28 protein-coding genes and 1 tRNA gene are annotated in these 24,005 nt (G+C 47.4%); 15 read left to right on the forward strand and 14 right to left on the reverse strand.

The annotated features are described in order from the left end of the window. Positions 1–121: 121 nt before the first annotated feature. The 6 genes from hemL to CLOSA_RS15460 all read right to left on the reverse strand — a co-directional run bounded on the left by hemL (position 122) and on the right by CLOSA_RS15460 (position 7,078). Complete coding sequence (gene hemL / locus CLOSA_RS15435; protein WP_013273695.1) at positions 122–1,399, reverse strand: glutamate-1-semialdehyde 2,1-aminomutase; 1,278 nt, start codon at positions 1,397–1,399, stop codon at positions 122–124. After that, complete coding sequence (gene cobA, locus CLOSA_RS15440; protein ID WP_013273696.1) at positions 1,396–2,922, reverse strand: uroporphyrinogen-III C-methyltransferase; 1,527 nt, start codon at positions 2,920–2,922, stop codon at positions 1,396–1,398. The genes hemL and cobA overlap by 4 nt, the downstream gene beginning before the upstream one ends. Before the next feature lie 12 nt (positions 2,923–2,934). Then, positions 2,935–3,837, reverse strand: coding sequence for a hydroxymethylbilane synthase (gene hemC, locus CLOSA_RS15445; protein ID WP_013273697.1), 903 nt, complete (start codon positions 3,835–3,837; stop codon positions 2,935–2,937). Next, positions 3,827–4,471: a precorrin-2 dehydrogenase/sirohydrochlorin ferrochelatase family protein gene (locus CLOSA_RS15450; RefSeq protein WP_242647747.1), complete on the reverse strand. Its 645-nt coding sequence runs from the start codon at positions 4,469–4,471 to the stop codon at positions 3,827–3,829. Before CLOSA_RS15450 ends, hemC begins: the two co-directional genes overlap by 11 nt. Beyond that, positions 4,468–5,664: a glutamyl-tRNA reductase gene (hemA, locus tag CLOSA_RS15455; protein WP_013273699.1), complete on the reverse strand. Its 1,197-nt coding sequence runs from the start codon at positions 5,662–5,664 to the stop codon at positions 4,468–4,470. Before hemA ends, CLOSA_RS15450 begins: the two co-directional genes overlap by 4 nt. A 301-nt stretch (positions 5,665–5,965) precedes the next feature. Then, the gene (locus CLOSA_RS15460) at positions 5,966–7,078 is read right to left on the reverse strand and encodes an Ldh family oxidoreductase (RefSeq protein WP_013273700.1); all 1,113 of its coding nucleotides are present in this window, start codon (positions 7,076–7,078) and stop codon (positions 5,966–5,968) included. Positions 7,079–7,337: 259 nt separating this feature from the next. Here CLOSA_RS15460 and glpK point away from each other — a divergent pair, with 259 nt between their 5' ends. Both glpK and CLOSA_RS15470 read left to right on the forward strand, forming a co-directional pair. Continuing rightward, a complete protein-coding gene (glpK, locus tag CLOSA_RS15465) occupies positions 7,338–8,834 on the forward strand; it encodes a glycerol kinase GlpK (protein WP_013273701.1) in 1,497 nt (498 codons plus the stop codon). A gap of 30 nt (positions 8,835–8,864) precedes the next feature. After that, complete coding sequence (locus tag CLOSA_RS15470) at positions 8,865–9,578, forward strand: MIP/aquaporin family protein (RefSeq protein ID WP_013273702.1); 714 nt, start codon at positions 8,865–8,867, stop codon at positions 9,576–9,578. A gap of 76 nt (positions 9,579–9,654) precedes the next feature. Here CLOSA_RS15470 and CLOSA_RS15475 read toward each other — a convergent pair whose 3' ends face one another. Next, positions 9,655–10,347, reverse strand: coding sequence for a response regulator (locus CLOSA_RS15475; RefSeq protein ID WP_013273703.1), 693 nt, complete (start codon positions 10,345–10,347; stop codon positions 9,655–9,657). A 287-nt stretch (positions 10,348–10,634) separates the two neighbouring features. On the opposite strand from CLOSA_RS15475, the gene CLOSA_RS15480 reads away from it, so the two are divergent. Then, the gene (locus tag CLOSA_RS15480; protein WP_013273704.1) at positions 10,635–11,138 is read left to right on the forward strand and encodes a GNAT family N-acetyltransferase; all 504 of its coding nucleotides are present in this window, start codon (positions 10,635–10,637) and stop codon (positions 11,136–11,138) included. A 48-nt stretch (positions 11,139–11,186) separates the two neighbouring features. Here CLOSA_RS15480 and CLOSA_RS15485 read toward each other — a convergent pair whose 3' ends face one another. The 3 genes from CLOSA_RS15485 to CLOSA_RS15495 are packed head-to-tail and all read right to left on the reverse strand — an operon-like array spanning position 11,187 to position 13,410. Further along, complete coding sequence (locus CLOSA_RS15485) at positions 11,187–11,921, reverse strand: amino acid ABC transporter ATP-binding protein (RefSeq protein WP_085952061.1); 735 nt, start codon at positions 11,919–11,921, stop codon at positions 11,187–11,189. 4 nt (positions 11,922–11,925) lie between these two features. Further along, the gene (locus CLOSA_RS15490) at positions 11,926–12,618 is read right to left on the reverse strand and encodes an amino acid ABC transporter permease (protein ID WP_013273706.1); all 693 of its coding nucleotides are present in this window, start codon (positions 12,616–12,618) and stop codon (positions 11,926–11,928) included. Between the two features lie 18 nt (positions 12,619–12,636). Then, the gene (locus tag CLOSA_RS15495) at positions 12,637–13,410 is read right to left on the reverse strand and encodes a basic amino acid ABC transporter substrate-binding protein (RefSeq protein WP_013273707.1); all 774 of its coding nucleotides are present in this window, start codon (positions 13,408–13,410) and stop codon (positions 12,637–12,639) included. A gap of 300 nt (positions 13,411–13,710) precedes the next feature. On the opposite strand from CLOSA_RS15495, the gene CLOSA_RS15500 reads away from it, so the two are divergent. Then, entirely contained in the window at positions 13,711–14,487 is a 777-nt protein-coding gene (locus tag CLOSA_RS15500) for a TMEM164 family acyltransferase (protein WP_013273708.1), read from the forward strand. Positions 14,488–14,580: 93 nt separating this feature from the next. On the opposite strand, the gene CLOSA_RS15505 is transcribed toward CLOSA_RS15500, so the two are convergent. From CLOSA_RS15505 to CLOSA_RS15520, 3 genes are all read right to left on the reverse strand, one after another. Further along, on the reverse strand, positions 14,581–15,315 hold the full coding sequence (locus CLOSA_RS15505; RefSeq protein WP_013273709.1) for a peptidoglycan recognition protein family protein: 735 nt from the start codon (positions 15,313–15,315) through the stop codon (positions 14,581–14,583). A gap of 85 nt (positions 15,316–15,400) precedes the next feature. Continuing rightward, positions 15,401–16,984, reverse strand: a complete 1,584-nt coding sequence (locus CLOSA_RS15510) for a ClC family H(+)/Cl(-) exchange transporter (RefSeq protein WP_013273710.1) — start codon at positions 16,982–16,984, stop codon at positions 15,401–15,403. Between the two features lie 280 nt (positions 16,985–17,264). Next, a complete protein-coding gene (locus CLOSA_RS15520; RefSeq protein ID WP_242647817.1) occupies positions 17,265–17,477 on the reverse strand; it encodes an HPr family phosphocarrier protein in 213 nt (70 codons plus the stop codon). 342 nt (positions 17,478–17,819) lie between these two features. Between CLOSA_RS15520 and CLOSA_RS15525 the strand changes: the two genes are divergently transcribed. The 4 genes from CLOSA_RS15525 to CLOSA_RS15545 all read left to right on the forward strand — a co-directional run bounded on the left by CLOSA_RS15525 (position 17,820) and on the right by CLOSA_RS15545 (position 20,305). Next, positions 17,820–17,905, forward strand: a tRNA-Ser gene (locus tag CLOSA_RS15525). A 284-nt stretch (positions 17,906–18,189) separates the two neighbouring features. Next, entirely contained in the window at positions 18,190–18,708 is a 519-nt protein-coding gene (locus tag CLOSA_RS15535) for a hypothetical protein (protein WP_013273712.1), read from the forward strand. Continuing rightward, a complete protein-coding gene (locus CLOSA_RS15540; protein ID WP_013273713.1) occupies positions 18,708–19,298 on the forward strand; it encodes a DUF1281 family ferredoxin-like fold protein in 591 nt (196 codons plus the stop codon). The genes CLOSA_RS15535 and CLOSA_RS15540 overlap by 1 nt, the downstream gene beginning before the upstream one ends. A gap of 62 nt (positions 19,299–19,360) precedes the next feature. Next, on the forward strand, positions 19,361–20,305 hold the full coding sequence (locus CLOSA_RS15545; RefSeq protein ID WP_013273714.1) for a DNA adenine methylase: 945 nt from the start codon (positions 19,361–19,363) through the stop codon (positions 20,303–20,305). Between the two features lie 177 nt (positions 20,306–20,482). Here the strand turns inward: CLOSA_RS15545 and tnpA are convergent, their stop codons facing one another. Beyond that, a complete protein-coding gene (tnpA, locus tag CLOSA_RS15550) occupies positions 20,483–20,938 on the reverse strand; it encodes an IS200/IS605 family transposase (RefSeq protein ID WP_013271927.1) in 456 nt (151 codons plus the stop codon). Positions 20,939–21,055: 117 nt separating this feature from the next. On the opposite strand from tnpA, the gene CLOSA_RS15555 reads away from it, so the two are divergent. Genes CLOSA_RS15555 through CLOSA_RS15585 form a run of 7 tightly spaced genes read left to right on the forward strand, consistent with a single transcriptional unit; the run spans position 21,056 to position 23,998 of the window. Beyond that, complete coding sequence (locus CLOSA_RS15555; protein WP_242647748.1) at positions 21,056–21,526, forward strand: hypothetical protein; 471 nt, start codon at positions 21,056–21,058, stop codon at positions 21,524–21,526. Continuing rightward, positions 21,519–21,803 (forward strand): division/cell wall cluster transcriptional repressor MraZ, encoded by a 285-nt coding sequence (locus tag CLOSA_RS15560; RefSeq protein ID WP_013273716.1) that lies wholly within the window; start codon positions 21,519–21,521, stop codon positions 21,801–21,803. The genes CLOSA_RS15555 and CLOSA_RS15560 overlap by 8 nt, the downstream gene beginning before the upstream one ends. A gap of 3 nt (positions 21,804–21,806) precedes the next feature. Then, a complete protein-coding gene (locus tag CLOSA_RS15565) occupies positions 21,807–22,367 on the forward strand; it encodes a hypothetical protein (RefSeq protein ID WP_013273717.1) in 561 nt (186 codons plus the stop codon). A 13-nt stretch (positions 22,368–22,380) separates the two neighbouring features. Further along, positions 22,381–22,929 (forward strand): YodL domain-containing protein, encoded by a 549-nt coding sequence (locus CLOSA_RS15570; protein WP_013273718.1) that lies wholly within the window; start codon positions 22,381–22,383, stop codon positions 22,927–22,929. A gap of 45 nt (positions 22,930–22,974) precedes the next feature. Next, positions 22,975–23,316 (forward strand): SpoVG family protein, encoded by a 342-nt coding sequence (locus tag CLOSA_RS15575; RefSeq protein ID WP_013273719.1) that lies wholly within the window; start codon positions 22,975–22,977, stop codon positions 23,314–23,316. Between the two features lie 42 nt (positions 23,317–23,358). Then, positions 23,359–23,589: a DUF6133 family protein gene (locus CLOSA_RS15580; protein WP_013273720.1), complete on the forward strand. Its 231-nt coding sequence runs from the start codon at positions 23,359–23,361 to the stop codon at positions 23,587–23,589. After that, on the forward strand, positions 23,579–23,998 hold the full coding sequence (locus tag CLOSA_RS15585; RefSeq protein WP_013273721.1) for a prepilin peptidase: 420 nt from the start codon (positions 23,579–23,581) through the stop codon (positions 23,996–23,998). Before CLOSA_RS15580 ends, CLOSA_RS15585 begins: the two co-directional genes overlap by 11 nt. Positions 23,999–24,005 lie beyond the last annotated feature (7 nt).

Consider the following 24,005-nt stretch of genomic DNA (forward strand, 5'->3'; position numbering starts at 1 on the left):
ATACAATTTATGTAACTTTTAGAATCTATATGGCAAAGTTCACAATTATCTGGTCAAAAAACCAAGAAAAAAGCTTTGGAACCGCTGTTTACCAGCTGTACCAAAGCTTTTTTCCGTTGTCTTATGACAGAGATCCGGCTGCTTTCTTTATGATGCCGCATGTTTTTTCAATGTCCTCATCCGTATGAGCCGCAGACAAAAACAGGATCTCAAATTGGGAAGGTGCCGTATAAATTCCATGGTCTAACAGATAGTGGAAAAATATTCCATATTTGACCGTATCAGAGGCCAAAGCCGTATCATAGTCCACCACCGGATTTTTTGTGAAGAACAGGCTGAAAAGGGAGCCTGCCTGATTCACCCAGGTATCCGGAAGGGCTTCCCTTAAGGACTTTACAAGTCTTCCCGCTCTTTCTTCCAGGGTTGGATAGATTTCCGGCCGTTCCATCAAAGCCCTAATGGTGGCAATTCCAGCCGCTGTTGCAACCGGATTGCCGGAAAGAGTGCCTGCCTGGTAAACCCTTCCAAGAGGAGAAACCACCTCCATGATCTCCCGCTTTCCTCCATAGACTCCCATGGGCATACCGCCTCCGGCAATTTTTCCCAATGTCGTTAAATCAGGAACAACCCCATAATATCCTTGTGCTCCTCCAAGCCCCATGCGAAAGCCGGTTATGACCTCGTCGAAAATGAGAAGTGTTCCATACTTTGCTGTGATATCCCTTAAAAACTCCAGGAAACCAGGCTTTGGAGGGACAAGCCCCATGTTTGCTGCCACCGGCTCCACCACCAATGCACCGATATCATCTGGATATTCTGAAAACAGCTTTTTTACAGAAGACTCATCATTATACTGGGCAAGGAGGGTATGTTCCGTATAGGAAGCCGGAACACCGGCGCTGTCCGGTGCACTGCCTGTCAGGGCTCCGGAACCTGCCTTTACTAACAGGCCATCGGAATGGCCATGATAGCAGCCCTTGAATTTGATGATCTTATCTCTTCCCGTATAGCCTCTTGCGGCGCGGATGGCGCTCATGACCGCTTCCGTTCCGGAGCTTACCATACGCATCATCTCCATAGAAGGCATACACTCCCTGATAAGCCCCCCCAGCACCAGCTCTTTTCTGGTTGGCGCTCCAAAGGACAGACCGTCAAGACAGGCCTCTCTTACGGCTTCCACCACAGGCCCCCAGGCATGTCCAAGAATACACGGCCCCCAGGAATTTACATAATCAATGTATTCGTTTCCGTCCTCATCGTAAATATGGGAACCTGACGCCCGCTTTACAAAGACCGGAACTCCCCCTACGGAACCAAAAGCGCGGACCGGGCTGTTGACTCCGCCCGGAAAATACTCCCTTGATTTTTCAAATAATACTTTGGATTCTTCTATTTTCATTTTAACTGACTCCTTTCTTCGTTCCAATCCCGGCAGATGACTTCCGTTATCCCCTGGATGCTGTAAACCCCGGCAATCATATCTGCCTTTCTTCCGTGCTCTGAAAGGGCTTTTGCTGTTATATCCCCGATACAGACCACTTTAAGGCCTGCCAGAGCTTCCTCAATCCCCTCCTCTGCTTCCTTAAAAAAGGCTTCCACACCGGATGCGCTTGAAAAGGTCAGATAGTCCAAATGCCTTAATGCTTCCGCCCTGTTTTCTGTCTCCAGGCCTGCTGGGGCCACATCATACAGCACAATGTCATGATAAAAGGCCCCGGCTTCATCAAGAATCTCATTTAATTCCTTAGAGCCGCCTGAGGATCTGGGGATCAAAAGCCTGTCCTCCCCGGTAATTAAGCCTTTTAAGCCTGCCGCAAGATCCTGCACCTGATATTTTTTTGGTATGTAATCAGCACAAAAGCCATGCCCCAGCAATTCATCGGCAGTTCCTCTTCCGACCGCAGCAAATTTCACATGGCCCACCGACCGGAAATCATACCCCCATTCCAATAGTCCACGGAAAAATTCCTTAACTCCATTGGCACTGGTAAATACGATCCAGGTGTAGGATGGCAGCTTTTCATATGCTGCCTTCATTTTCCCGTCCTTTCGGTGGGACTTTATGATAAGGCTCAGCATGCATTCCCAATCCCCTCCGAGAGATTTGATCTGTTTACCCAGCCTGACCGTAAAGGAATCTGTTCCTGTCACTCCGATCCTGCACCCCTCCAGGGGATGCTTCAACGTAGAAGAAAAATCAAGGGAGGCCACTTCTCCCACCACAATAATGGCAGGACTTTCGATTCCAGCCGCCAGCACCTTTTCCTCGATATCCTCCAAGGTTCCACGAACGGTCCTTTCTTCCGGAAGAGTTCCGTTTTGAATGACCGCAGCAGGTGTCACCCCTGGTTTTCCCCGGTTTAAAAGGCCCTTTACGATAAGGGATAAGTTTCCAAGTCCCATAAGAAAAACCAATGTACCGGAAAGTCCCGCAAATTCAGCAAAATCAGGAGGAAGCGCTCCTTTTTCTGAAAGAGTGTGTCCGGTCATGACATGAAAGCTTCTGCTGACCGCCCGGTGGGTCACCGGGATCCCGGCACTAGCCAGGGCTGCAACCGCAGAGGTAACTCCCGAAACTACCTCATAAGGGATCCCTGCCTTAGTAAGTGCCATGATCTCCTCTCCTCCCCGTCCAAACACAAAGGGATCCCCACCCTTTAGCCTTACCACGGATAGTCCTTTCTCTGCCAGCTCTACCAGAAGCTGATTGATCTCCTCCTGCTTCATGGAATGATGCCCGGCGCGTTTTCCCACATGGATCTTCCGGCAATGGGCCGGTACCTCATCAAGGAGACGCGGAGAAAGAAGGGAATCATAAACAACAGCTTCACAGGTCCGCAGCCTTGACAACCCCTTTTCCGTAATAAGCCCCGGATCTCCGGGACCGGCCCCTACCAGATATACAACTCCAGTTTCCTTCATAGCATCCTCCTTTTACCCAAGGCTCTCTGCTGCCAGCAGGGCCAGCCTGTCCAGTTCCCCTATTCCTCCGCGCAGATGGATCCGTTTTGCTTCTTCTCCTCTTCTGCTGATTCCAAGAATCTCTATTTCCCCGTTTTTAAGCCTGGAATAAACACCTATAGGCTCATGGCATCCGGCATTTAACAGCTTTAAAATCTTTCGTTCCATAGTCAGGCACAGCCTGGCTTCCTCATCCTCAAGAGATTTTACCACCGCCTCAAGCCCGGAATCCAGCCGTCCTTCCACGGCAAGTATTCCCTGGCCTCCAGCCGGAATAAAGGTATCACAATCAAAGCAATGATAATGATACCGGCTGTCCTCCCAAAGCCCCAGCCGTTTTAACCCGGCAGCAGCCAGTATGATGCCATCATAAGAGCCTTCCATGAGCTTTGAAAGTCTGGTGAGCACATTGCCTCTTAAATTCTCACAGCGTACCAATGCCTCCGGCCACATGGTCTTACCGATTTCCTCAATCTGAATCTTTCTTCTTAAGCTGGATGTTCCGATTATGATTTCCCTTTTTCCGGAAAGAATACCGGATGCCGGCGTCACCAGAACATCCCTGGGATCTTCCCTTTCCAAAACTGCAACAATTCCAAGGCCTTCTTCCAGCTCCATGGGAAGATCCTTTGCGCTGTGGACTGCGAAATCAATCTCTCCCCTTAAAAGGGCCTGTTCAAATTCGGTCACAAATACGCCTTTTCCACCAAATTCCAAAAGAGGTTTATCCAGGATCCGGTCTCCTTCCGTCAGTTTCAGCACCAGTTCCGCTGACAGGCCAGTACCTGTCCTTTCAAGGGCCTCAGCCATTATGTTCGCCTGTGCCACGGCCAAAGCGCTTCTTCTTGTTCCAATGCGAATGGTCTTACTTTTCATGCTCCGCCAGCATCCTTTCTATCAGTTCTTCAGCCTGTTCCCCGGAAAAACCACCCTGGCGGATCCCTTCCTCTGTCATGGCTCTGAAAATTGATCTTCTGACAGGAAGGGAATCCACCTTTTCCCTGACCATATCCCTATATGAGCCAAGCTGCTTTGCCAGACTGCCAAGTCCCTTGGGAATGGCATCTTTCAGCTGCTTTTTCAAATACCGGGCAAGGGCCGGAGAATTTCCTCCCGTGGAAATCCCCACCGTAATATCCCCATCCTTAATAAGGGCCGGGAAAATAAAGCTGCATTCCTCCTGCTGATCCGCCACATTGACCGGAATCCTCCGCTCTCTGCACCAGTTGGAAATTCTCCTGTTTACTTCTTCATCCGAGGTTCCGGCTATTACAAAATCCATAGTTGCCAGATCCGTTTCCTTAACCTCCCGGCGCCTCCATGTGAGTTTCCCCCTGCTCTCCTTTATGAGCCGCTCCATCTCCGGAATCACCCGGGGAGCCACGATCACAATGTCCGGACCGTAATCCATGAGTGTCAGGGCCTTTCGGAAGGCAACCGTTCCTCCGCCTGCAATCAGACACCTTTTCCCCTCAATATCAACAAAAAACGGAAAGTAAGCCACGGTCATTCCTCCTTAATCCAGCGTTCCAGGCCATCCAGCGTTTTAAGCACCACCTTTAAGTCCTCACTGGGAACATGGTCCCTGATCTCATAGAGAAGGGTATCCAGCCGTTTTCCTGCAAATGCTTTCCTAAGCCCTTCCATTCTCTTGATATATGGATGGAACACCACTTCCTTAATGGCCCCATCCAGTTCCTCTTCCATGATGGCGTTTGCCCGGTCCAGCTCTTTTAGCTTTATTTCCGTGTTGTTTTTTGAAAGTGTCTCAAAATAATCAATGTTATAAAGGGTCAGCCGATCCAATTCCCCAATCTCAGGGTCCATGTCCACGGGAACCGCCACATCCATGAACAGCCGTTTTTTTTCCGGGCTTATCTGCTCTGACAGCTCTTCACAGGTTACGGTATAGTGAGGTCCCGAAGTAGCACTGATGACAATATCCATCTCTTCCATGTACTGATAGCGGTCCCTGTAATCCACGACCCTCACCCGTTCTCCCTTTGCCTCTACGGTCAGATCCGATTTATGGCTTCTGACCGTTCCTGTCACCCAAATCCCCTGCTTGCTTAAAATATTCTTTGTTATCGTACTCCCCATTTTACCGGTCATGCCGATCACCATCACATTCTTTTCCCCGCCCTCTTTTTCAAAGCGAAACACCTCATTGGCTACAAGGGTTGCAACGGATAAAGGAGTTCTGGATAAATTGGTATCTGTCTTGATCCGTTTGGCACAGGCAAACGCCCTTTGGAACAGCACATTCATTTCGTAATCCACAGCTCCCTGGTCTCTGGAAATCTGATAGGCCTCCTTTGCCTGCCCTAAAATCTCATCTTCCCCCAGAACCATGGAATCGAACCCGCAGGCCACTTTAAACAAATGCCCTATGGCGCTTTCCCCGCTGAATATATTCAGGTATTTCAGCAGCTCCTCCAGACGGATTCCTTTATAATCAGCAGCCTCCCGCTGAAGCTCCCCGATTGCATGCTTTGTACCTGAAACATAAATCTCACTGCGGTTACAGGTACAAAGCACAACCACACCGGTCACCGCCTCCTTCCTCATCAGCCGTTCAATAAATTCTGTCTTCTCTTTTTCATGGAAGGCAAATCGTTCCCGGATATTCACAGAAGCCTTTTTATGGCTTACACTCATACAATACATCATTCTTCCAGCCTTCTTATCCATAGAATAGTTCATAAAAACTCCTACTTATTCTAACATATGATAGCAGAAAAGAGCAACCTATCTCTGGAACTGGAACGTACCGGTCTTTCATTGCCATTGGTGATATAAGCTTTGAAAATACCACATAGAAAATGCCCCCACCCAGGCAAACAAGTTTTACTATTCCACTTGTCTGCCTGGGTGAGGGCCTATGAATCGTACGGGCTCCAGAGCTTACTCCTTCCAACAGGGTAACATTCTGACCTCTATGCCGGCATTTCTTTTAAGCAGGAAGTATGGGGTTTCGGACGGAATCAGGCAATAACAGAACTTTTTATTCAAATGGGAAACGGTACTGGTTAAGTCCCAGTTCAGCCCTGATCTTAATAAGCTCTTTCTGCACCGCATCATTGATGGGCACTCCGCTGTTTCTGCGCTCCTGCCATACCAGATATTCCTTTTCACCTGCTGTATAAATGCGGTCTTCCCCAGGGGCTTTAACAGAACTGCGAAGATCCCGGAGAATATCGCCGCACGTCTTTTTAAACGCATCCAGGCCCATAAAAGCTTCCGTATCAATGGCAATAAAGAAGTGTCCTAAGTGGAAGGGAACCTTTTCTCCCTTTTCCCCAATGCCGGTTAAGGCTCTTAAGAAATTTCCCTGCTGCAAGGCTGCGGAAAGGATTTCAACCACGGTGGCATAGCCATACCCCTTGTACCCTGCCAGCTCTTCTCCGATTCCGCCTAAAGGTGCCAGGGCTGCTTTTCCTGTATTCAAATCAGAAAGAATCTGGTCTGAATCCGTCTGGGGCTGCCCGTCCCGTCCGATTACCATGCCGGAAGGCGTAGTCTTGCCGATACGGGAATAGTATTCGATCCTTCCTCTTTGGGTAATGGAGGTCGCACAGTCCAGTACAAAGGGGAATTCCTCATCCGTAGGCATGCCAAAGGTAAGAGGATTGGTTCCCAGCATATTTTCCACACCAAAGGTAGGAGCAATGGAAGGTCTTGCGTTGGTACCAGTAATTCCGATACAGCCTGCCTGGGAAGCCATAGTCGCATAATAGCCTGCTATGCCGTAGTGGGTGGAATTACGGGCAACTACCATTCCCATGCCATATTCTTTGGCTTTCTCGATAGCCATATTCATGGATTTTACGCCGATCACCTGGCCCATTCCGTCATGACCATCCACAACCGCTGTGGTTTTCGTTTCTTTTACTACCTCAAAATTTGTGACCGGGTTCTGAATCCCCGCTTTGATCCGGTCTAAATAAATGGGCTTAAAACGGTTCACCCCATGAGATTCGATGCCTCTCTTGTCAGATTCCAGCAATACATCCGCACAGATTTTGGCGTCTTCTTCCGGAATCCCGTACCCCTTGAACGCATCCACAACAAAATCCGTCATAGTCTTCCAATCAACAATGTTTGATTTGGTTCCCATAAATTACCTCCTGTATTTCTAAATATCAATCGTTTCCTCTAAACAGTATGAAAGGAAACGGCCATCCCATTATATTATTATTAATTTATCACAAATCTAAAGTCATCGGAATGTTAGTCAAGTATTGAAAACATTTTTTAAGTAAAATAAACGAGCCTGTATTTCTTACTTATAAAATTCATTCTTTACTTTCCTATACTTCTTTTTCCCATAAGATTTTTTTATAATGAAGAAAACTATATAGCAAAGGAGATTTTTTATGGCAAAGTATGTAATGGCATTGGATGCGGGCACAACAAGTAACCGGTGTATTCTGTTCAATGAAAAAGGGGAAATCTGCAGCGTTGCTCAAAAGGAATTTACCCAGTATTTTCCAAAACCAGGCTGGGTAGAGCACGATGCAAATGAGATCTGGTCCACGCAATTGGGGGTTGCAGTGGAAGCCATGTCCAAAATAGGTGCATCTGCAGAAGATATATCTGCAATCGGCATCACCAACCAGAGAGAAACCACGATCGTATGGGATAAGAAAACCGGCGATCCCGTCTATCACGCAATCGTTTGGCAATGCCGCAGAACTTCCGAATACTGTGACTCCTTAAAGGAAAAAGGATTGGTCGACACCTTCCGCTCCAAAACCGGCCTGGTCATTGACGCTTATTTTTCCGGTACCAAATTAAAATGGATCCTGGACAACGTAGAGGGAGCAAGAGAAAGGGCCGAAAGAGGGGAGCTGTTATTCGGAACGGTAGAAACATGGCTGATTTGGAAACTGACGAAAGGACGGGTTCACGTAACCGATTACTCCAACGCTTCCCGGACCATGATGTTTAACATCAATACCTTAGAGTGGGACAATGACATTCTTGCAGAACTAAATATACCAAGGTCTCTGCTTCCCCAGGCAAAGCCCTCAAGCTTTCTATTCGGAGAATCGGACCCCCAGTTTTTTGGCGGTGCCATTCCGGTCAGCGGTGCCGCAGGGGACCAGCAGGCAGCGCTGTTCGGGCAGACCTGCTTTACCCCTGGTGAAGCTAAAAATACATATGGAACCGGGTGTTTCTTACTGATGAACACCGGTGAAAAACCTGTATTCTCCAGCAACGGCCTGGTGACTACCATTGCCTGGGGACTGGATGGAAAAGTGAATTATGCTCTGGAGGGCTCTATCTTCGTGGCAGGAGCCGCCGTCCAGTGGCTTCGGGACGAACTGAAATTCATTGATTCTGCCCAGGATTCCGAATACATGGCCCGCAAGGTAAAGGATACCAACGGCTGCTACGTCGTTCCCGCATTTACGGGACTGGGAGCTCCCCACTGGGATCAGTACGCCAGAGGCACTGTGGTGGGAATTACCCGGGGCGTGAACAAGTACCATATAATCCGCGCCACCCTGGATTCCCTGGCCTATCAGGTAAATGACGTACTGCAGGCAATGAGATCGGATTCCGGAATCGAGCTGGCCTCCTTAAAGGTTGACGGAGGAGCCAGTGCTAACAATTATCTCATGCAGACACAGGCAGATATCATAAACGCACCTGTAAACCGTCCCCAATGTGTAGAAACCACTGCCATGGGAGCCGCCTATCTGGCTGGTTTGGCAGTAGGATATTGGAAAAACAAGGAAGATGTTATAAAGAACTGGGCCATTGACAGGACCTTTGAACCTGCCATCAGCGGGGAAGAAAGAACAAAGAGGATCAGCGGCTGGTACAAGGCTGTGAAATATTCCTTTGATTGGGCAAAAGAAGATTAGATATAAAATAAAGATTCGGGGAGGAAAAATATGTTAATGTATTTAGCGGAATTTTTAGGAACTATGATTTTGATTTTGCTTGGAGATGGTGTGGTTGCCAATGTAAACCTGGATAAGTCCGGAATGAAGGGAGGGGGTTCCGTTCAGGTCTCTTTTGCATGGGGGTTAGCGGTTATGATTCCCGGCTTCATCTTTGGCGCTGCTTCCGGAGCCCATTTTAATCCGGCTGTTACCATTGCCCTGGCAGCAGATGGAAGTCTTCCATGGGACCTTGTTCCTGGATATGTGATCGCACAGTTTGCGGGAGCATTTACCGGCGCCGTCCTGGTTTACTTATTGTTTAAGGATCAACTTGATGCAACGGAAAGCAAGGACACGAAAAGGGGCGTTTTCTGCACTTCGCCTGCGATTCCCAATACCGGCCGCAACCTTTTCAGCGAGATCGCCGGAACCTTTGTTCTTGTATTTGCTATTAAAGGCATCGGACAGGCAGGGAACATTCCTGCGGGAGTCAATAACCTTCTGGTGTTTGGAATCATCGTTTCCATCGGTATGTCCCTTGGAGGCTTAACCGGATACGCCATCAATCCTGCCAGAGATTTAGGCCCCCGCCTTGCTCACGCAGTTCTTCCCATCAAGGATAAAGGCAGTTCCAACTGGAGATATGCCCCCATCGTTATCTTCGGGCCCCTGATCGGCGCCCTAGCTGCGGTATTGCTTTACAGCGCAATCCCCTGGGTATAAGTTTCCTTATCAATCCTGCAAAGGTGGCTATAAAGAAAAAGGCCGGAACACTTACACAGTGTTTCCGGCCTGATTCTTACTCTGCCAGACTGTCCTCTTCGATTATGTAGCGGTAAACAACGCCGGGCCTTCCTCCTGTATTATAATCAATGTCACTGACAACCCTTTGCTTTTCCAGCAGATAATTCATGTACCTTCTGACAGTCACACTGGACAGCTGGACAGCTCTGGCAATTTTCTCGCTTGTCATTGGATTTGGCTGATACATTTTCATATAATCCAATATACTGTTTAAAGTAGCTTCCTGGATTCCCTTGCTGATTTCTTCTGCCTGGGGCAAAGAAGAAATATGAAAAAGCTTATCTAACTGGGACTGGGAGAAATTACGGGGTTTCAGCAATTCCTGATTTTTCGTAAACTTCTCCAAAGCATGGTTAAACCTGGTATATTCAAATGGCTTTATCAGATAATCGATAATTCCAAGTGAAAGAAATTTCTTTACATGCTTTACGTCATTGGCAGAACTTACTACTATAACATCCAGATCCTTCTCCTGTCTCCGAATCTCCCGCAGAAGCTCCATTCCATCCATCTTCGGCATATACAGCTCCGTGATGGCCAAATCAACGGAATGCCCCTCCAGATAATTGAGAGCATCTTGCCCATTGGTAAAACAACCGCACACTTCCATATCTTTATTTAATTCTACATAATGACGGTTAATAGAAGCAACGATAGGGTCATCTTCTATGATGATTGTTTGATACATATTTTCCAACCCCCCTGTAAAATAATGGCATCAAATAAGATCCCTTCTTTCAGGCCACAAAAAAAAGCGCACCCAAAAGACAACCTGCTAGTTGTCCTGTTGTGCTCTCTTTCTCTCTGGACTAATATATAATTATTATAACATATCATATCTCCTATTTCAATAACCAATCTGGACGAAGATCATATCCTGCAATCACCGTGACATTTATTCCAGGCTGTATTTGCATATCCTCCTATCATCCTATATAATGAAATGCACTATAAAAACAAACAGGAGACGGAACAATGATCATAAGACCGGTAAGAACAGAGGATTCCCGAAATTTCTTAGATATGCTGAAACAACTTGATAAGGAAACAAGCTTTATGATGCTTGAGCCAGGTGAACGAACCACCACGCTTGAGGACATGGAAGCAAATATCAGAAGCGCCGTCACTTCAGGTTCCCTGACTTTGATTCTTGAGGATGAGGATCACATTGCAGGCTTTTTATCCGCCTCAAGAGGCTCTGCAGCCAGAATCAGGCACAGGGCTTATATTGTGATGGGAATATTAAAGGATTACAGAGGAAGGGGATTGGGAAAAAAACTTTTTGAGGAGCTGGAAAAATGGGCGCCGGAACATCATATCACAAGGCTGGAATTAACGGTAATGACCCATAATGATGCAGCAATACACTTATATGAGAAAATGGGATTTCAGATCGAAGGGACAAAGAAAAAATCACTGCTGGTAAACGGAATCTATGTTGATGAATACTATATGGGCAGAATTCTTTCAATGCCCTAATCATACAGCGCCCCTGGTCACAATATAGTCACCGGGGGCGCTGCAATACTAAAGCACCTTGCTTAAAAACAGCTTCAGTCTGTCATTTTGAGGGTTGGTAAAGAATTCATTTGGTTCATTTTCTTCCAGGAAATAACCCCCATCCATAAACATGACCCGGGTCGCCACTTCTTTGGCAAAGCCCATCTCATGAGTGACCACCACCATGGTCATCCGTTCCTCGGCCAGTTCCCGCATAACATTCAGCACCTCTCCTACCATCTCAGGATCAAGTGCTGAGGTTGGTTCGTCAAACAGCATTACATCCGGATTCATACACAGGGCACGGACAATGGCGATTCGCTGCTTCTGTCCGCCGGATAACTGATTGGGATAAGCATTCGCCCGGTCAGCAAGGCCTACTTTATGAAGCAGCTCTAAGGCCTGGACTTCCGCTTCCTGTCTGCTGCGCCCCTGAAGCTTCATAGGCGCAAGGATCAGATTCTTTAAAATCGTCATGTGGGGAAATAAGTTAAATTGCTGGAACACCATGCCCATTTTCTGGCGGTGCTTATCAATGTCCGTCTTTTTATCCACAATGTCCACGCCCTCAAACAGGATATGTCCGCCGGTAGGCTCCTCCAGACGGTTTAAGCAACGGAGAAAGGTACTCTTACCTGAACCGGAAGGCCCGATGACACATACCACATCCCCTTTATAAATATCAACGGAGATATCCTTAAGCACTTCCACTTCGCCAAATTTCTTCCCCAGATTCTGTACCTGGATCAGGGGTTCTTCCATTCTATTAATGCTCACTTCTGTGCAGCCTCCTCTCCAGTAATTTTACGAGATATGAAAATACCATAACCATAACCAGATAAATAATGGCCACTGCAATCAGAGGCATGAAGGCAGAATAAGTACGGCTCTTAATGATATCGCCGCCTTTTGTTAAATCCTGCAGCCCTATGTATCCTGCCACGGAAGTCTCCTTTAGAAGAACAATAAATTCATTGGCAAGAGTAGGGACCACATTTTTAAAGGCCTGGGGCATAATGATGAACCACATGGTCTGGGCGTAGTTAAATCCCAGGCTGCGGCCGGCTTCAAACTGCCCTCTTTCTATGGAACTGATTCCGCTCCGGAAGATTTCCGCCACGTAGGCACCAGAGTTGATTCCAAAAGCCAGTATGGCCGTAGGCACCTGACCCGGATTCGTGGATGCGAAGATGACAAAATACATGATCATAAGCTGTACAACCACCGGTGTACCCCGGATCACGGTCAGATATACGCTGCAGATTGCATTTAGTATTTTCAGCTTATGGGTATTTTCATAGGTTGATCGTATGATGGCAACCAGAAATCCCAGTAAAATACCGATCAAAACTGCAAAAAACGTGATCTTTAACGTGTTTTGCAGACCGTCGGCGATGTATTTCCAACGGTCATCCACGATAAAATTCTGATAAAAATCATCGATTAGCTTTTCCCACATGGCACTCTTCCTTTTTAATTATTCCGCAGTAATGTACTTATCCACGATCTTCTTCAATTCACCGGATTCCTTTAATTCTTTGATCGCTCCGTTCATCTTGTCTAACAGCTCTTTGTTGTCTTTTTTAACGGCGATGGCATATTCTTCTTCAGTAAACGCCTCGTCAAGAATCACCAAACCGGCATTTTCCTTTACAAACACTTTTGCAGGCTCACGGTCAATGATTACTGCATCAATTTTGTCCTGGGAAAGAGCCATAACCGCTTCCATACCCTTATTAAAACGCTGGATATCTGCATTTTCAATATCATCTGCGTAAATATCACCGGTTGTTCCGGTCTGTACGCCGATCTTCTTTCCTGCTAAATCATCCGGTGTCTTGATCTGGCTTCCTTCCTTAACAATGATGACCTGGGCAGCTTCTGCATAGGTATCGGTAAAATCAACGTTTTTCTTACGGTCCTCATTTACGGTCATTCCAGCCGCAGCAAAGTCTGCCTTACCGGACTGAACAGCCGGGATCAGGGAATCAAAAGCCATATCCTGGATTTCCAGCTCCACCCCCATCTTATCAGCGATTGCCTTTGCAATATCAGCATCAATTCCCACGATCTGGTTATTATCATGATATTCATAAGGCGGAAATTCTGCATTGGTCACCATAACCAGCTTTCCGGCAGCTTCCTTCTGGTCTGCTGCTGTCGTCTCTGTCTTTGTTCCGGAACCGGCACAGGCAGTTAAAAAAGCTGCCATACATATTACTCCCGCAATAGCAATTACGTTCTTTTTCATAATGATTCCTCCTCTTATATACACAAACATGCATAATTATTAAATAAAGTATCAGTTATACATTATATAGCATTTTCGGAATTAATCAAGTACTAAATAGGAAGAAGATACTTATTTTTCACAGGTATTTTCATTTATCTTGCATGTTTTCAGGCAATCCTATATAATATGGCTTATCGGAACATACAATACAAGTATTAATAAAAGGGCTGCTTTTAGCCCTTCAATCCAATGACCGGAATTACTATGCTTCTGGTCATACCTTAGCCGGAAGTATGAAAGAAAGGGCGATAATGGCATATGAAGGATTTTCTTGAAAAAACAGCGTGGCCCATGAATCCGCCGGCCCCTTATTCCCTGTTTCACATCATTTTTATTGCCGTAGGGCTGATGGCTGCGGTTTTTCTGGCTTACTATACTTCCAGAAAAATAAACGTCTCCAGACTTCCCAGGCTGCTTTTTTTCTGCGGCATTGTTCTGGCCGCCACCGAATGCTGGAAACAGCTTTTTTTATATTATGTGGTAAATGAACAGACCTACAACTGGTGGTATTTTCCATTTCAGCTTTGCAGCCTTCCCATGTATTTCTGCCTGATCCTGCCTCTGGTTCCTTCCAGGGATGGGCAAAGAATCCTTTGCACCTTTATGCAGGATTTTAACCTGTTAGGAGGCATCATGGCACTGGCAGAACCATCCGGGCTTTTTCATCCTTACTGGTTTTTGACGCTTCACGGCTTAGTCTGGCATCTGCTTTTGATCTTTATCGGACTGGTCATCGCATTTTCCCGCCTTTCTGATACCACGCTGTTAGGATTTGTGCGGACACTTCCACTGTTTTTCATCTGCTGCATCATTGCCTCCATTATTAACCGGACGGCAAAGCCCCTGGGGCAGGCGGATATGTTTTATATTTCTCCCTATTACCCGTCAGCACAGATCGTTTTTCATGAAATTGCGATAAAATACGGAATTTCCGCTGGAAATGCCGTCTATCTGTTTGCTACCTGTTTGGGCGGATTTCTGTTTCATATCATATTCAGCAGGTTTCGATTTCTGTCTGTCAGAACCGAAGCCTAAGCAGGCTGGATCCTTGGTTTCTGCAACAACTGTATCGCAGAAGCCGTAAGGATCTTTGTCTGTGAATTCTTTGGGGAAGAATTAAAATCCTTATCATTCCCCTTCGTCCGTCTGCTTTCTGGCCGTCTTCACATCTGAAAGAAACTTCTTCCACTCATCCTCATGAGCTACAAAATACCTTGGGCAGTCCTTTCCAGTGGCATCGTAATGCCTAATAACATTCTTTTCCGTAAGCCTCAGGTTTTTACAAAGCCACGCAGTCAGCTTTACCAGGGAATCATAGGTTGCTTCATTGAACTTTCCAGTCTCATCCGGATGGCAGCATTCGATGGAGACCGTATTCCCATTTTTTTCCTTTGATGTGGAATAAGCCATCTCATAGATGGGAATTCCCTGAAGGATTTCTCCCTCCAGCCCTATAATAAAATGGCTGCTGGCCGAAATTTTCTTAACCCCGGTCTGATCCTGCAGACTGTTGAAATAATTCATATTCTGCTTGGCTGTTGTCCCTGGATTGGCCACATAATGAACCACAATTTCATTGACCCGCTTCATTTCTGTTGTTGGCCGTGAATACGGATTGGGATCAAGAAAATCCGATATCACCCATTCCGGCATGGTAATCTTCTTTAAATCCACGTAGTTTTTAGAAAATATCAGGCTCATGATCCATAAGATACCGGCTAAAATAACGGTCAGTGCAAGTATCTCAGTCCCTATGTAAAGCAACCGCTTTCTTTTCTCTTTTTTCTTCTGTTTCCGGCGGCGATCCCTGGAACGGCGGCGGCGCTCCAGTTCGTCACGGCTTTCCTCTACCTGTTTTTTCATGTTTGACTCCTGTATTTCCATTTTCTTAAGTTTACGTCTTTTTTTATGGAAAAGTCAACCTAAAACATGTTATTCTTCCTGTACATTAATCTTTTCGGTTCATTTTAACAGTCTCACACACCGACTGCAATAACCGGTGCAGCTCTCCCTGTACGGTTTCATCACACAGGACTACGATCTTATCTCCCGCTGCAAACTTCGTCTCCCCTCTGGGAACAAACTCAGCCTCTCCTCTCATTAAGGATACCAAAAGACAGGTTCTGGGCCACCGGATTTCAGAAACCTTACAGCCCTCAGCCTCACTTCCGTGAAAAACCATACCTTCTACCAGCACCTTCTCCCCTGTGAATGATGACATTTTATCAGGGTTCCGTCTTGAAAGGAGGCGGTGAAGAAGCTGGTCATATACCGGCGCGCAATGGATCATATCCGGAACCACATATGCTGCAAGAGACACCATGGACAAAGTCAGCAAATGGGAAAAGGAGCCGGTCATCTCACTGATCAGAATAATGCCTGTAATAGGCGCCCGTACGATGGCAGAAAAATAGCCGGCCATTCCCAGTATAATGAAATTTCCCAAAAGTCCATCCAGGGAGTCAGAAATCATACCCATCCCACGGAAATAAATGTTTCCGATCAAGGCTCCCAGGACCAAAAGGGGAAGAAAGATTCCTCCCGGTGCTCCGGAACCAAAGCTTATCATGGAAAAGCAGAATTTCAAAACCAGGAGCAGGCACAAGGCTCCAAGCATCATCTCTCCTGAAGTCAGGATCTCTACAAGAGAATGACCGCCGCCTAATACATAGGGGTAGATAAATCCAAACACTCCTGCCAATAAAAACGGGATCATAAGCCTTGCTGTCTGAAAAGGAATCTTCTGGTACAGATCCTGTGTTGCCGAAAGACAGGTGTTATACACAACCCCCATTCCTCCCATAATCAGCCCCAGAATTATGACATGCCCATAGGCATGCAAAGGAATCATCTCCGTGATCTGGAAATTAAAAACAGGCTGGAGCCCAAAGACATTTTTGGAAACAAAATCCGCTGTGATGGAGGCAGCCATGGTGGACAATAGCACCTCCGGTGAGAAATGTTTATGAACCTCTTCCAGAGAAAACAGAACTCCTGCAATTGGAGCGTTAAAAGCAGCGGAAAGGCCTGCACTGGCCCCGCAGGTAATAAGCAGCTTTTCCTCTGTTTTCGCCCTTCGGGTCAGGCGGGAGAACCCCTTGGCCGTCATGGAGCCCAGCTGAATGCTGGGACCTTCTCTCCCAAGAGACAGGCCGCATCCCAGTGACAGCAGACCTCCGCCCAGCTTGGCAGCAAGAACCTTCCACCAGCAGGGATCCAGTTCCCCGATCATCTCTCCCTCTACCTGAGGGATTCCGCTACCTGATATAAAAGACTCCCATTGAAGGAAAAGAGCCACTGCTAATGCCGCGGCAGCCAGAATAACGAACCAAACCGGTACAAACCAGATATGGTCTTTTCCATAAGCCAAAACCCGGTGGAGAATTTGATCCCCAAAGCTTAACAGATACCGGAAAAGTACAACGACTGCACCCGAGACAGCTCCTACAGCAATTCCTTCCAATATCAGCGCATAACGAAAACTACGGTAACGGTTAATAGTCCTTTTTACCGTATGTCCTTCCGTTCCCATATGAATTCCTCCTTTAAAACCAAATGCCGTTTATCCATGCACACATTTTTCACCTGCTTTTCCTGCCGCTTGTCAGCCTTACAAATAGCTTTAAAAGCCAGAAGAAATCATGGGCACAAGATTTCCGGTCTGTTTTTTTCATCTGCAAGCAATCCCTTGCAAACAATATAGAATTATATCCCCTTAAAAGCCTGTTTGCAAGGAAAAATCATTGTTTCATAAAACAAACCGGTCTCTCCTTAATCGGAGGACCGGTTTATTGTTTCTACTTCTATCAGGTTTAAGCTGCATGGCCTACTAATTCCTCAGGGGATACTGATGCATTATAACAAATGATATCCACCGGTTTTCCAATACCGATGATCATAATGCCCATCAGTGATTTGCCATCAATCTCCAATTGATTACAAACGACTTTCACATCACAGTTACACTTTTCTGCTCTAACTACAAATGCAACCAGCTCTTCTACCGTAGAAAATGTGTATTTCATCTGCCTCACTTTAAGCACCCCCTTGTTTCGGTTCCCATCATTTCATCTCTCTTTTTAACAAAAACAAATGAACATTATATGAAAAAATATGTACTTTTTTATATACATTCCTATTATTTCCATAGTACAGAAGCTTATACGGGAAAAAAGCAAAAATTTCACTGAAAGTACTACCCAAAACCATTTTTTTCGTGTATAATTGTATCGTTCGTCTTTTGCTAAAGGCCGGATACTTTTCGGGAAGCTTTAGAGTACAATCTATTGGGACATGTCATGTAATGGTCATTACGAGTATGGCCCGGAATCCTGTTATTTGCCCCGAAAACGGAATCAATAGGAAATGGAAGCGTATCGAAGTGGTCATAACGAGCCGCACTCGAAATGCGGTAGTCCGCAAGGGCTCGTGGGTTCGAATCCCACCGCTTCCGTCAGAAGATTAGGTCAAAATAGATACAGGGCTGAAAAAGCCAGTGTTTATGCGGCCTGACGAGGGTTTTGAATGAAAAAATCAAGACCCTCGTTTTTCATAGATGCACCCTGCTTTTTAACAAGAAAGCGGGGTGTTTCTTGTTTTTGACCGGAATCAGTCCGGTAAACAATTTCATAAAGCCAATACCCTACAGGGCAATTTTGAAGCGGCTGTGTTCTTCGTAACTGAAAAACACAGCCGCTTTTTTTGCGCCCAAAATCAAAAAGAAAGGATGAATGCACCATGAAAAACGAACTGAAAACCCTGCGGTTGTTCAGCCCTCTCTTCCCGCACATCTACAGGAGAAACGAATGGGGCGATTATGAAAACGAGTCGGAGGATCTGGATGCTTCCGAGCTTTTAGAATACGAAGATGTCATTCTTGACCGTATCGAAAAAGAAAAGCTGCCCGATGAGGGTGAGCGTGGTCTCGCCGTTTACCTCAATGATGATCTCAGTCAGAAGGTACACAGCATCAATCCTACCGTAGAGGAATGGAACGGCGAGCTGTGGGGCGTGACCGAGGTGCAAACTCATGGCACGCTTTCCCCCTCTGAGCTTGCGGAGCTTACCGAATGGCTCTCTTCTCAATTTAGTGATGGCTGGGGCGAGGGGATGGAGCAGCGGGAAATCAAGGTGGATGACGGTGAACTGTATCTTAGCTTTTGGGATAGTAGTGACCGCTTCTTTATCAAGCCGGAGGATGAGCTGAAAGGCAGCCAATCCTTCGGCTTTGGCATGACGATGGGAGGAATGAGGTAATGCCAAATCATGTAACCAACATTTTAAGAGTATCCGGCGATCAGGAACAGATAAGGGCAATGTTTGAGGCCATCAAGGATGATAAGATCGGCCTCGGCAGCATTGACTTCAACAAGGTCATTCCGATGCCTGAGCATATCTTTCGTGGAAATCTCGGTATGGCCGAGCGTGAAAAGTACGGAAAAGACAACTGGTACGATTGGTCGATTTCCAATTGGGGAACCAAATGGAACAGCTACGGCTACGATACTGTCTATACCCCAAAGGAATTTGACGGGGAGCATATCAAATTTCAGACCGCATGGAGCTATCCCGATCCGCTCATTGTGGCACTGTCAAAACAATATCCTAATCTCCAATTTGAAGTCATATGGGCAGACGAGGACTTCGGGTACAACACAGGGAAAAAGGAATACGAAAACGGCGAGGAAACATTCTGTCATGTCCCGCCCGGTGGTTCCAAAGAAGCACTGGAGCTGGCCTCCGAGGTTCACGGCTTAAACCTCTCAGAGATTGGCTATTTGCTTAACGAGGAAACCGGCGAATACGAATTCTGTAATCCAGACGAGTCGATGTCACTGAAAATGTAGTGATCATCGGCTCTTCTCTTTTTAGGGGGAGGTGATGGAATATCAATAGCTTTATCAGCTGGGTGGGCGGCAAGAAAGCCCTCCGCAATATCATTTACCGGCTCTTCCCTAAGGACTTCGGCAGATATATCGAAGTCTTTGGCGGTGGGGGCTGGGTGTTGTTCGGCAGGCCGCCGGACTGCAAGGGCATGGAGGTCTACAACGACTTTAACGGCAACCTGACCAACCTGTTCTACTGCGTAAAAAACAGGACGCTGGCATTTCTCAAGGAGCTGGGCTTTCTGCCCCTCAACTCCCGGCATGAATTCAATGTATTGCGCCGGTTCTTTGAGAAAGGCGAATTCGATAATGAATATCTTGGAAAAGAACTGGATCTGGCACAGCAGAATCTCCCGCCGCCTGAGTTTGAGGAAATCAAGGCCATTCTTATGGAACAGGCCGAACCAAGTGATGTGTGGAGAGCGGCAGCATTTTTCAAGCTCATCCGCTACAGCTACGGTAGCGGCTGCACCTCCTACGGCTGCCAGCCCTTTGACATTCGAAAGGTGTTCGCCGCAATATGGCAGGCATCGAGGCGGCTTGCGGATACCGTGGTGGAAAACAAAGACTTTGAGGCATTGATCCGGCAGTACGACCGGGACGATGCCTTTTTTTATTGCGATCCGCCCTACTATATGACCGAGGGTCACTATGCGGTGGAATTCCTGAAAACCGACCATCAGCGGCTCCGGGATACGCTGGCACGCTGCAAGGGCAAATGGATGGTCAGCTATAACGATTGCGATTTCATCCGGGGGCTGTATCAGGAGTACACCATCACCCCTGTTACCCGCCTGAGCAATCTGGCGCAGCGGTATGAGGGCGGCTGCGAATACCCGGAGGTCATCATTACCAACTACGATCCCAAGGAGCGGGAAAATTCCTCATGTCAGTTAAACTTATTTGATTATGGAATCAGCATGGATGAGGACAATTCCTCGGAATACAGGATCGACCAAGAAAATTAAAGGAGGCTTATGCTATGAAAATCATTGAAGTCAAGACCACCCGTAAAACGGGTGGCTTGTGAAAAGGGTATAACCCTTTGATACTAGGCCAGCGTCTCAAGGCGCTGGCTTTCACTTCGTTCAAGCCACTATGCTTTTGACTCGTCGCCGCCCCTGAAGGGGCCTTTGTAATACCGACTAACCCTTAAAAGGGTCCTCGTATTCTTTTACACTTAGTTTATCTTGCATAATATCCGCTTTTTCCTGCTCCTGTATATATTTTCGGATGGTGTCCTCATTTAGTCCTACTGTGCTTACATAGTATCCTTCCGACCAAAAATGTCGGTTTCCGAATTTATACTTTAGGTTTGCGTGGCGATCAAACATCATAAGGGCGGATTTGCCTTTTAGATAACCCATAAAACTGGATATGCTAATTTTAGGCGGAATACTTACCAGCATATGTACATGATCCGGCATAATATGGCCTTCTAAGATTTGGACCCCCTTATAATTACATAGTTGCTTCAAGACTTCTCTCAAATCTTCCTTGTATTGATTATAAATTACTTTTCGTCTATACTTAGGTGTGAAGACGATATGATATTTGCACATCCATTTCGTGTGTGCCAGTTCATTGGCTTTCTTCGCCATTGAAATCACCTTTCCTTTCTCTAATAGTGGCTTGGACACCTCTATTATAATCGGAAAGGTGATTTTTTGTATAACTTACTGACTCGCACCCGCATAGCGGGTGGTTTATTATTTCACATGGATTCATTTCTCTTAAAGAGAAACTCACCCATGTTCAACAGGCTAAAGCCCATAACCAAGGGCAGGATTGCCGAGGACGGCAGCATCACCCTGCCGCCCGGTGTTTTGGAAACCATGTGCGTCACCGCTGGGGATACCGTGCATCTGGCGTATCTGTCCCATCACCCGGTGAAGCAGATTAACAGCTACGGTGAGTTTTTTCTCACCAAGGATGGCATCGACCATGTCAACGAGCCGGTGGAAGCGCCGGAATCCGCAGAGCTGTCGGTACCCCATGCGCTTTTGGAGGCGGCAGGCATTCCGCTGGATGACAATCTGGATATCCGCTGCGAGGACGGTGCCATCATCATCGGCAGCGCCGATCCCTTAAAGCAGCTGCCGCCCCAGCTCATGGAGCTGTTCGACAGCCTCGGCATGAGCCACGATACCATCCGCTGTGTGCTGGAGGGAGGTGTGGAGGATGAATAAGAAGCCCCTCTACAAACTCATTGACGGCAAAGGCCGGGTGCTGATTCCCAAGGAGCTGCGCACCGCCAGCGGCATGGATTACGGCGATATTGTGCGGCTCGGCTTGTCAAACGGTACGGTCAGCGTACAAAAGGTGGATATCATCGAAATCGGCGACCAGTCCCCGGAGGCGGTGGAGGCCTATGTCCGTGCTGCTTTCAAGACCATGCCGGATGATACAAGGCTCTCCCTCATTTCCGACCTGACCGCCCTGCTGCAGCAGAAAAAGGAGGTCTGACGGATGGAAAGAAGATCGACATATACAGCAGCAGACTGTTCGGCAACCGGCTTGGGCTGCAATATTCAGGGAAAGGTTGTCGTGTTGAGCCACGATAACCCTGAACGACAGCTGTATTTCTGCCTCTGCGGAAACGGAGCCGGTGCCAACCCCAGCGGCTCTGCTGTCTTTTTGGTGTCCCTGCGTACCGGAGAGTTTGCCCTGAAAAACCGCAGCGAGGTCATCGGCATTTTGAAGCCGGAGCTTCTGCCGGACAGCGCCAAACTGCAGCTCTCCCAAATCAGGCCGGTGGGCGCATTGGATTTGAAGAATCATGAGCCGAAATACAGCGGCTACAGCTTTCTGCCCGATGGCCGTTATGCTTCCGGCGTATGGCTTTGCACCGAGCAGGAGGCGCTTGATTATGTGGAGATGCAGAAGACCTACCAGCACCGCATCATGCTCTGCGATCGGGATGACTTCTGTGTGCTGGAGCTACAGGATGGTAAGCTCATTCATCCCACAGAGAAAGAAATAGAAGCCCTTCAACAGAATTCTCAGGATGGAGGCATGACCATGACATAAAGGAGGTAACCTCATGCGAAATATCCGGATGGAAAAAGACATTATTCTGTACTACAACAACCCTGCCGGGTATGTCAGCGGCGGCAAGGCGGTGGTTGACCCCCTCTTTCAGTCGGAGGAACTGAATGCCTTTCTCAGCCGCCAAAAGGATATCGGCGAGGTGAAGTGGACGGACGGTGTATATGACCGCCTTGTCAATGGCCAGCGAGATACTCAAGAACTCACGCTGCTGAAAAGCTGCCGGGTATGGCAGCTAAAGCCCGAATCAGATCTCCGGATGCGCTTCATCAGCCTTGCGAATTTTTGTAAGGAGTTCGGAGAACCACAAATATCCGATTATCAAACCGTCTATGATGGAGAGGTGGAAACCAACGATCTGGAGGCGCTGTACACCAAATTCAATGTAGACCATCCTCCCGGCTATGCGGGGCATTCCCTGTCCATGTCGGATGTGCTGGAGCTGTACGATGAAAACGGCAGCAGCTTCTTCTACTGTGACCGCTTCGGATTTCAAGAAATCGGCTTCATGCCACCAGAACAGACACAGACCATGCAGCTCTAAAGGGGCTGTTTTTTTATTGCCAAAATGCGAAAGGAGAAAGAAATCATGCCTGATGTAGAAGTAAAAATCAATTCCATGTACCCGCCCGGAGCCAGCGGTGGCATCCGTGCCTACGCTTCGGCAACGGTGGACGGCTGCCTCGGTATCCGGGGCATCAAGGTAGTAGAGGGAGGCCGTGACGGTCTCTTTGTTTCCATGCCAAGCCGTAAGACAGAAAACGGCTACAAAGAAATCTGCTTCCCGGTGACCAAAGAGTTCCGGGAGCAGCTCCATAAGGCGGTGCTGGACAGCTACCAGCAGGCCGTAGCCATGAATCAAGCCCCGGCGCAGCCGCAGGAAACCGCACCGGAGCAGTCCCAGCCGACCATGCAGATGGGCGGGATGTAAGAATTCTATCAACCCAACAAAAAAATTTGGAGGTAAAACACCATGAAAAAAATGATCAACAAGGTAACTCATAAGGCCAATATGCTGGCAATTAAGGCAAAAATGGCGCTCACCAACAACCACGCCGAGGGCTTCGTGGATACCGCCATCAAGATTTTAATGGCGGTTGTCATCGGTGCTTTGGTGCTGGCCGGATTGTATATGCTCTTTGACAAAACCGTGCTGCCTACCCTCGTACAGCGCATTAAGGATATGTTCAACTATGCCGGATAGGCTGGCCGCTGTGCAGGCGGTCATTTTTATTGCCCTGCTGTGTGCGGCATCGGTAACGGACTTGACAAAACGTATTGTTCCAAACTGGCTCTGTCTTGGAATCGCAGGTGTTTCCATAATCGGATTTACACCGGTCAAGCTGCTGGGAATCCTGATTGCTCTGCCGTTCCTACTGGCCGCCGTGTTCTTTGGCGGCATGGGCGGCGGCGACATCAAGCTGATGGCAGCCTGTGGCCTTGTGCTGGGGCTGACGAAAGGACTGCTTGCGGCAATGGCCGGACTCAGCCTGCTGCTCATTTATGTGGGCATATACCGAATTGTGTGTAAGGTGCAAAGGCGGGAGGCAAAAAAAGCCTTCCCCCTTGCGCCTTTTTTATCGGCGGGATGTCTGCTCGCCTATTTCATTTAAGGAGGAC

This window comes from [Clostridium] saccharolyticum WM1, from assembly GCF_000144625.1.
GTDB lineage: Bacteria > Bacillota > Clostridia > Lachnospirales > Lachnospiraceae > Lacrimispora > Lacrimispora saccharolytica.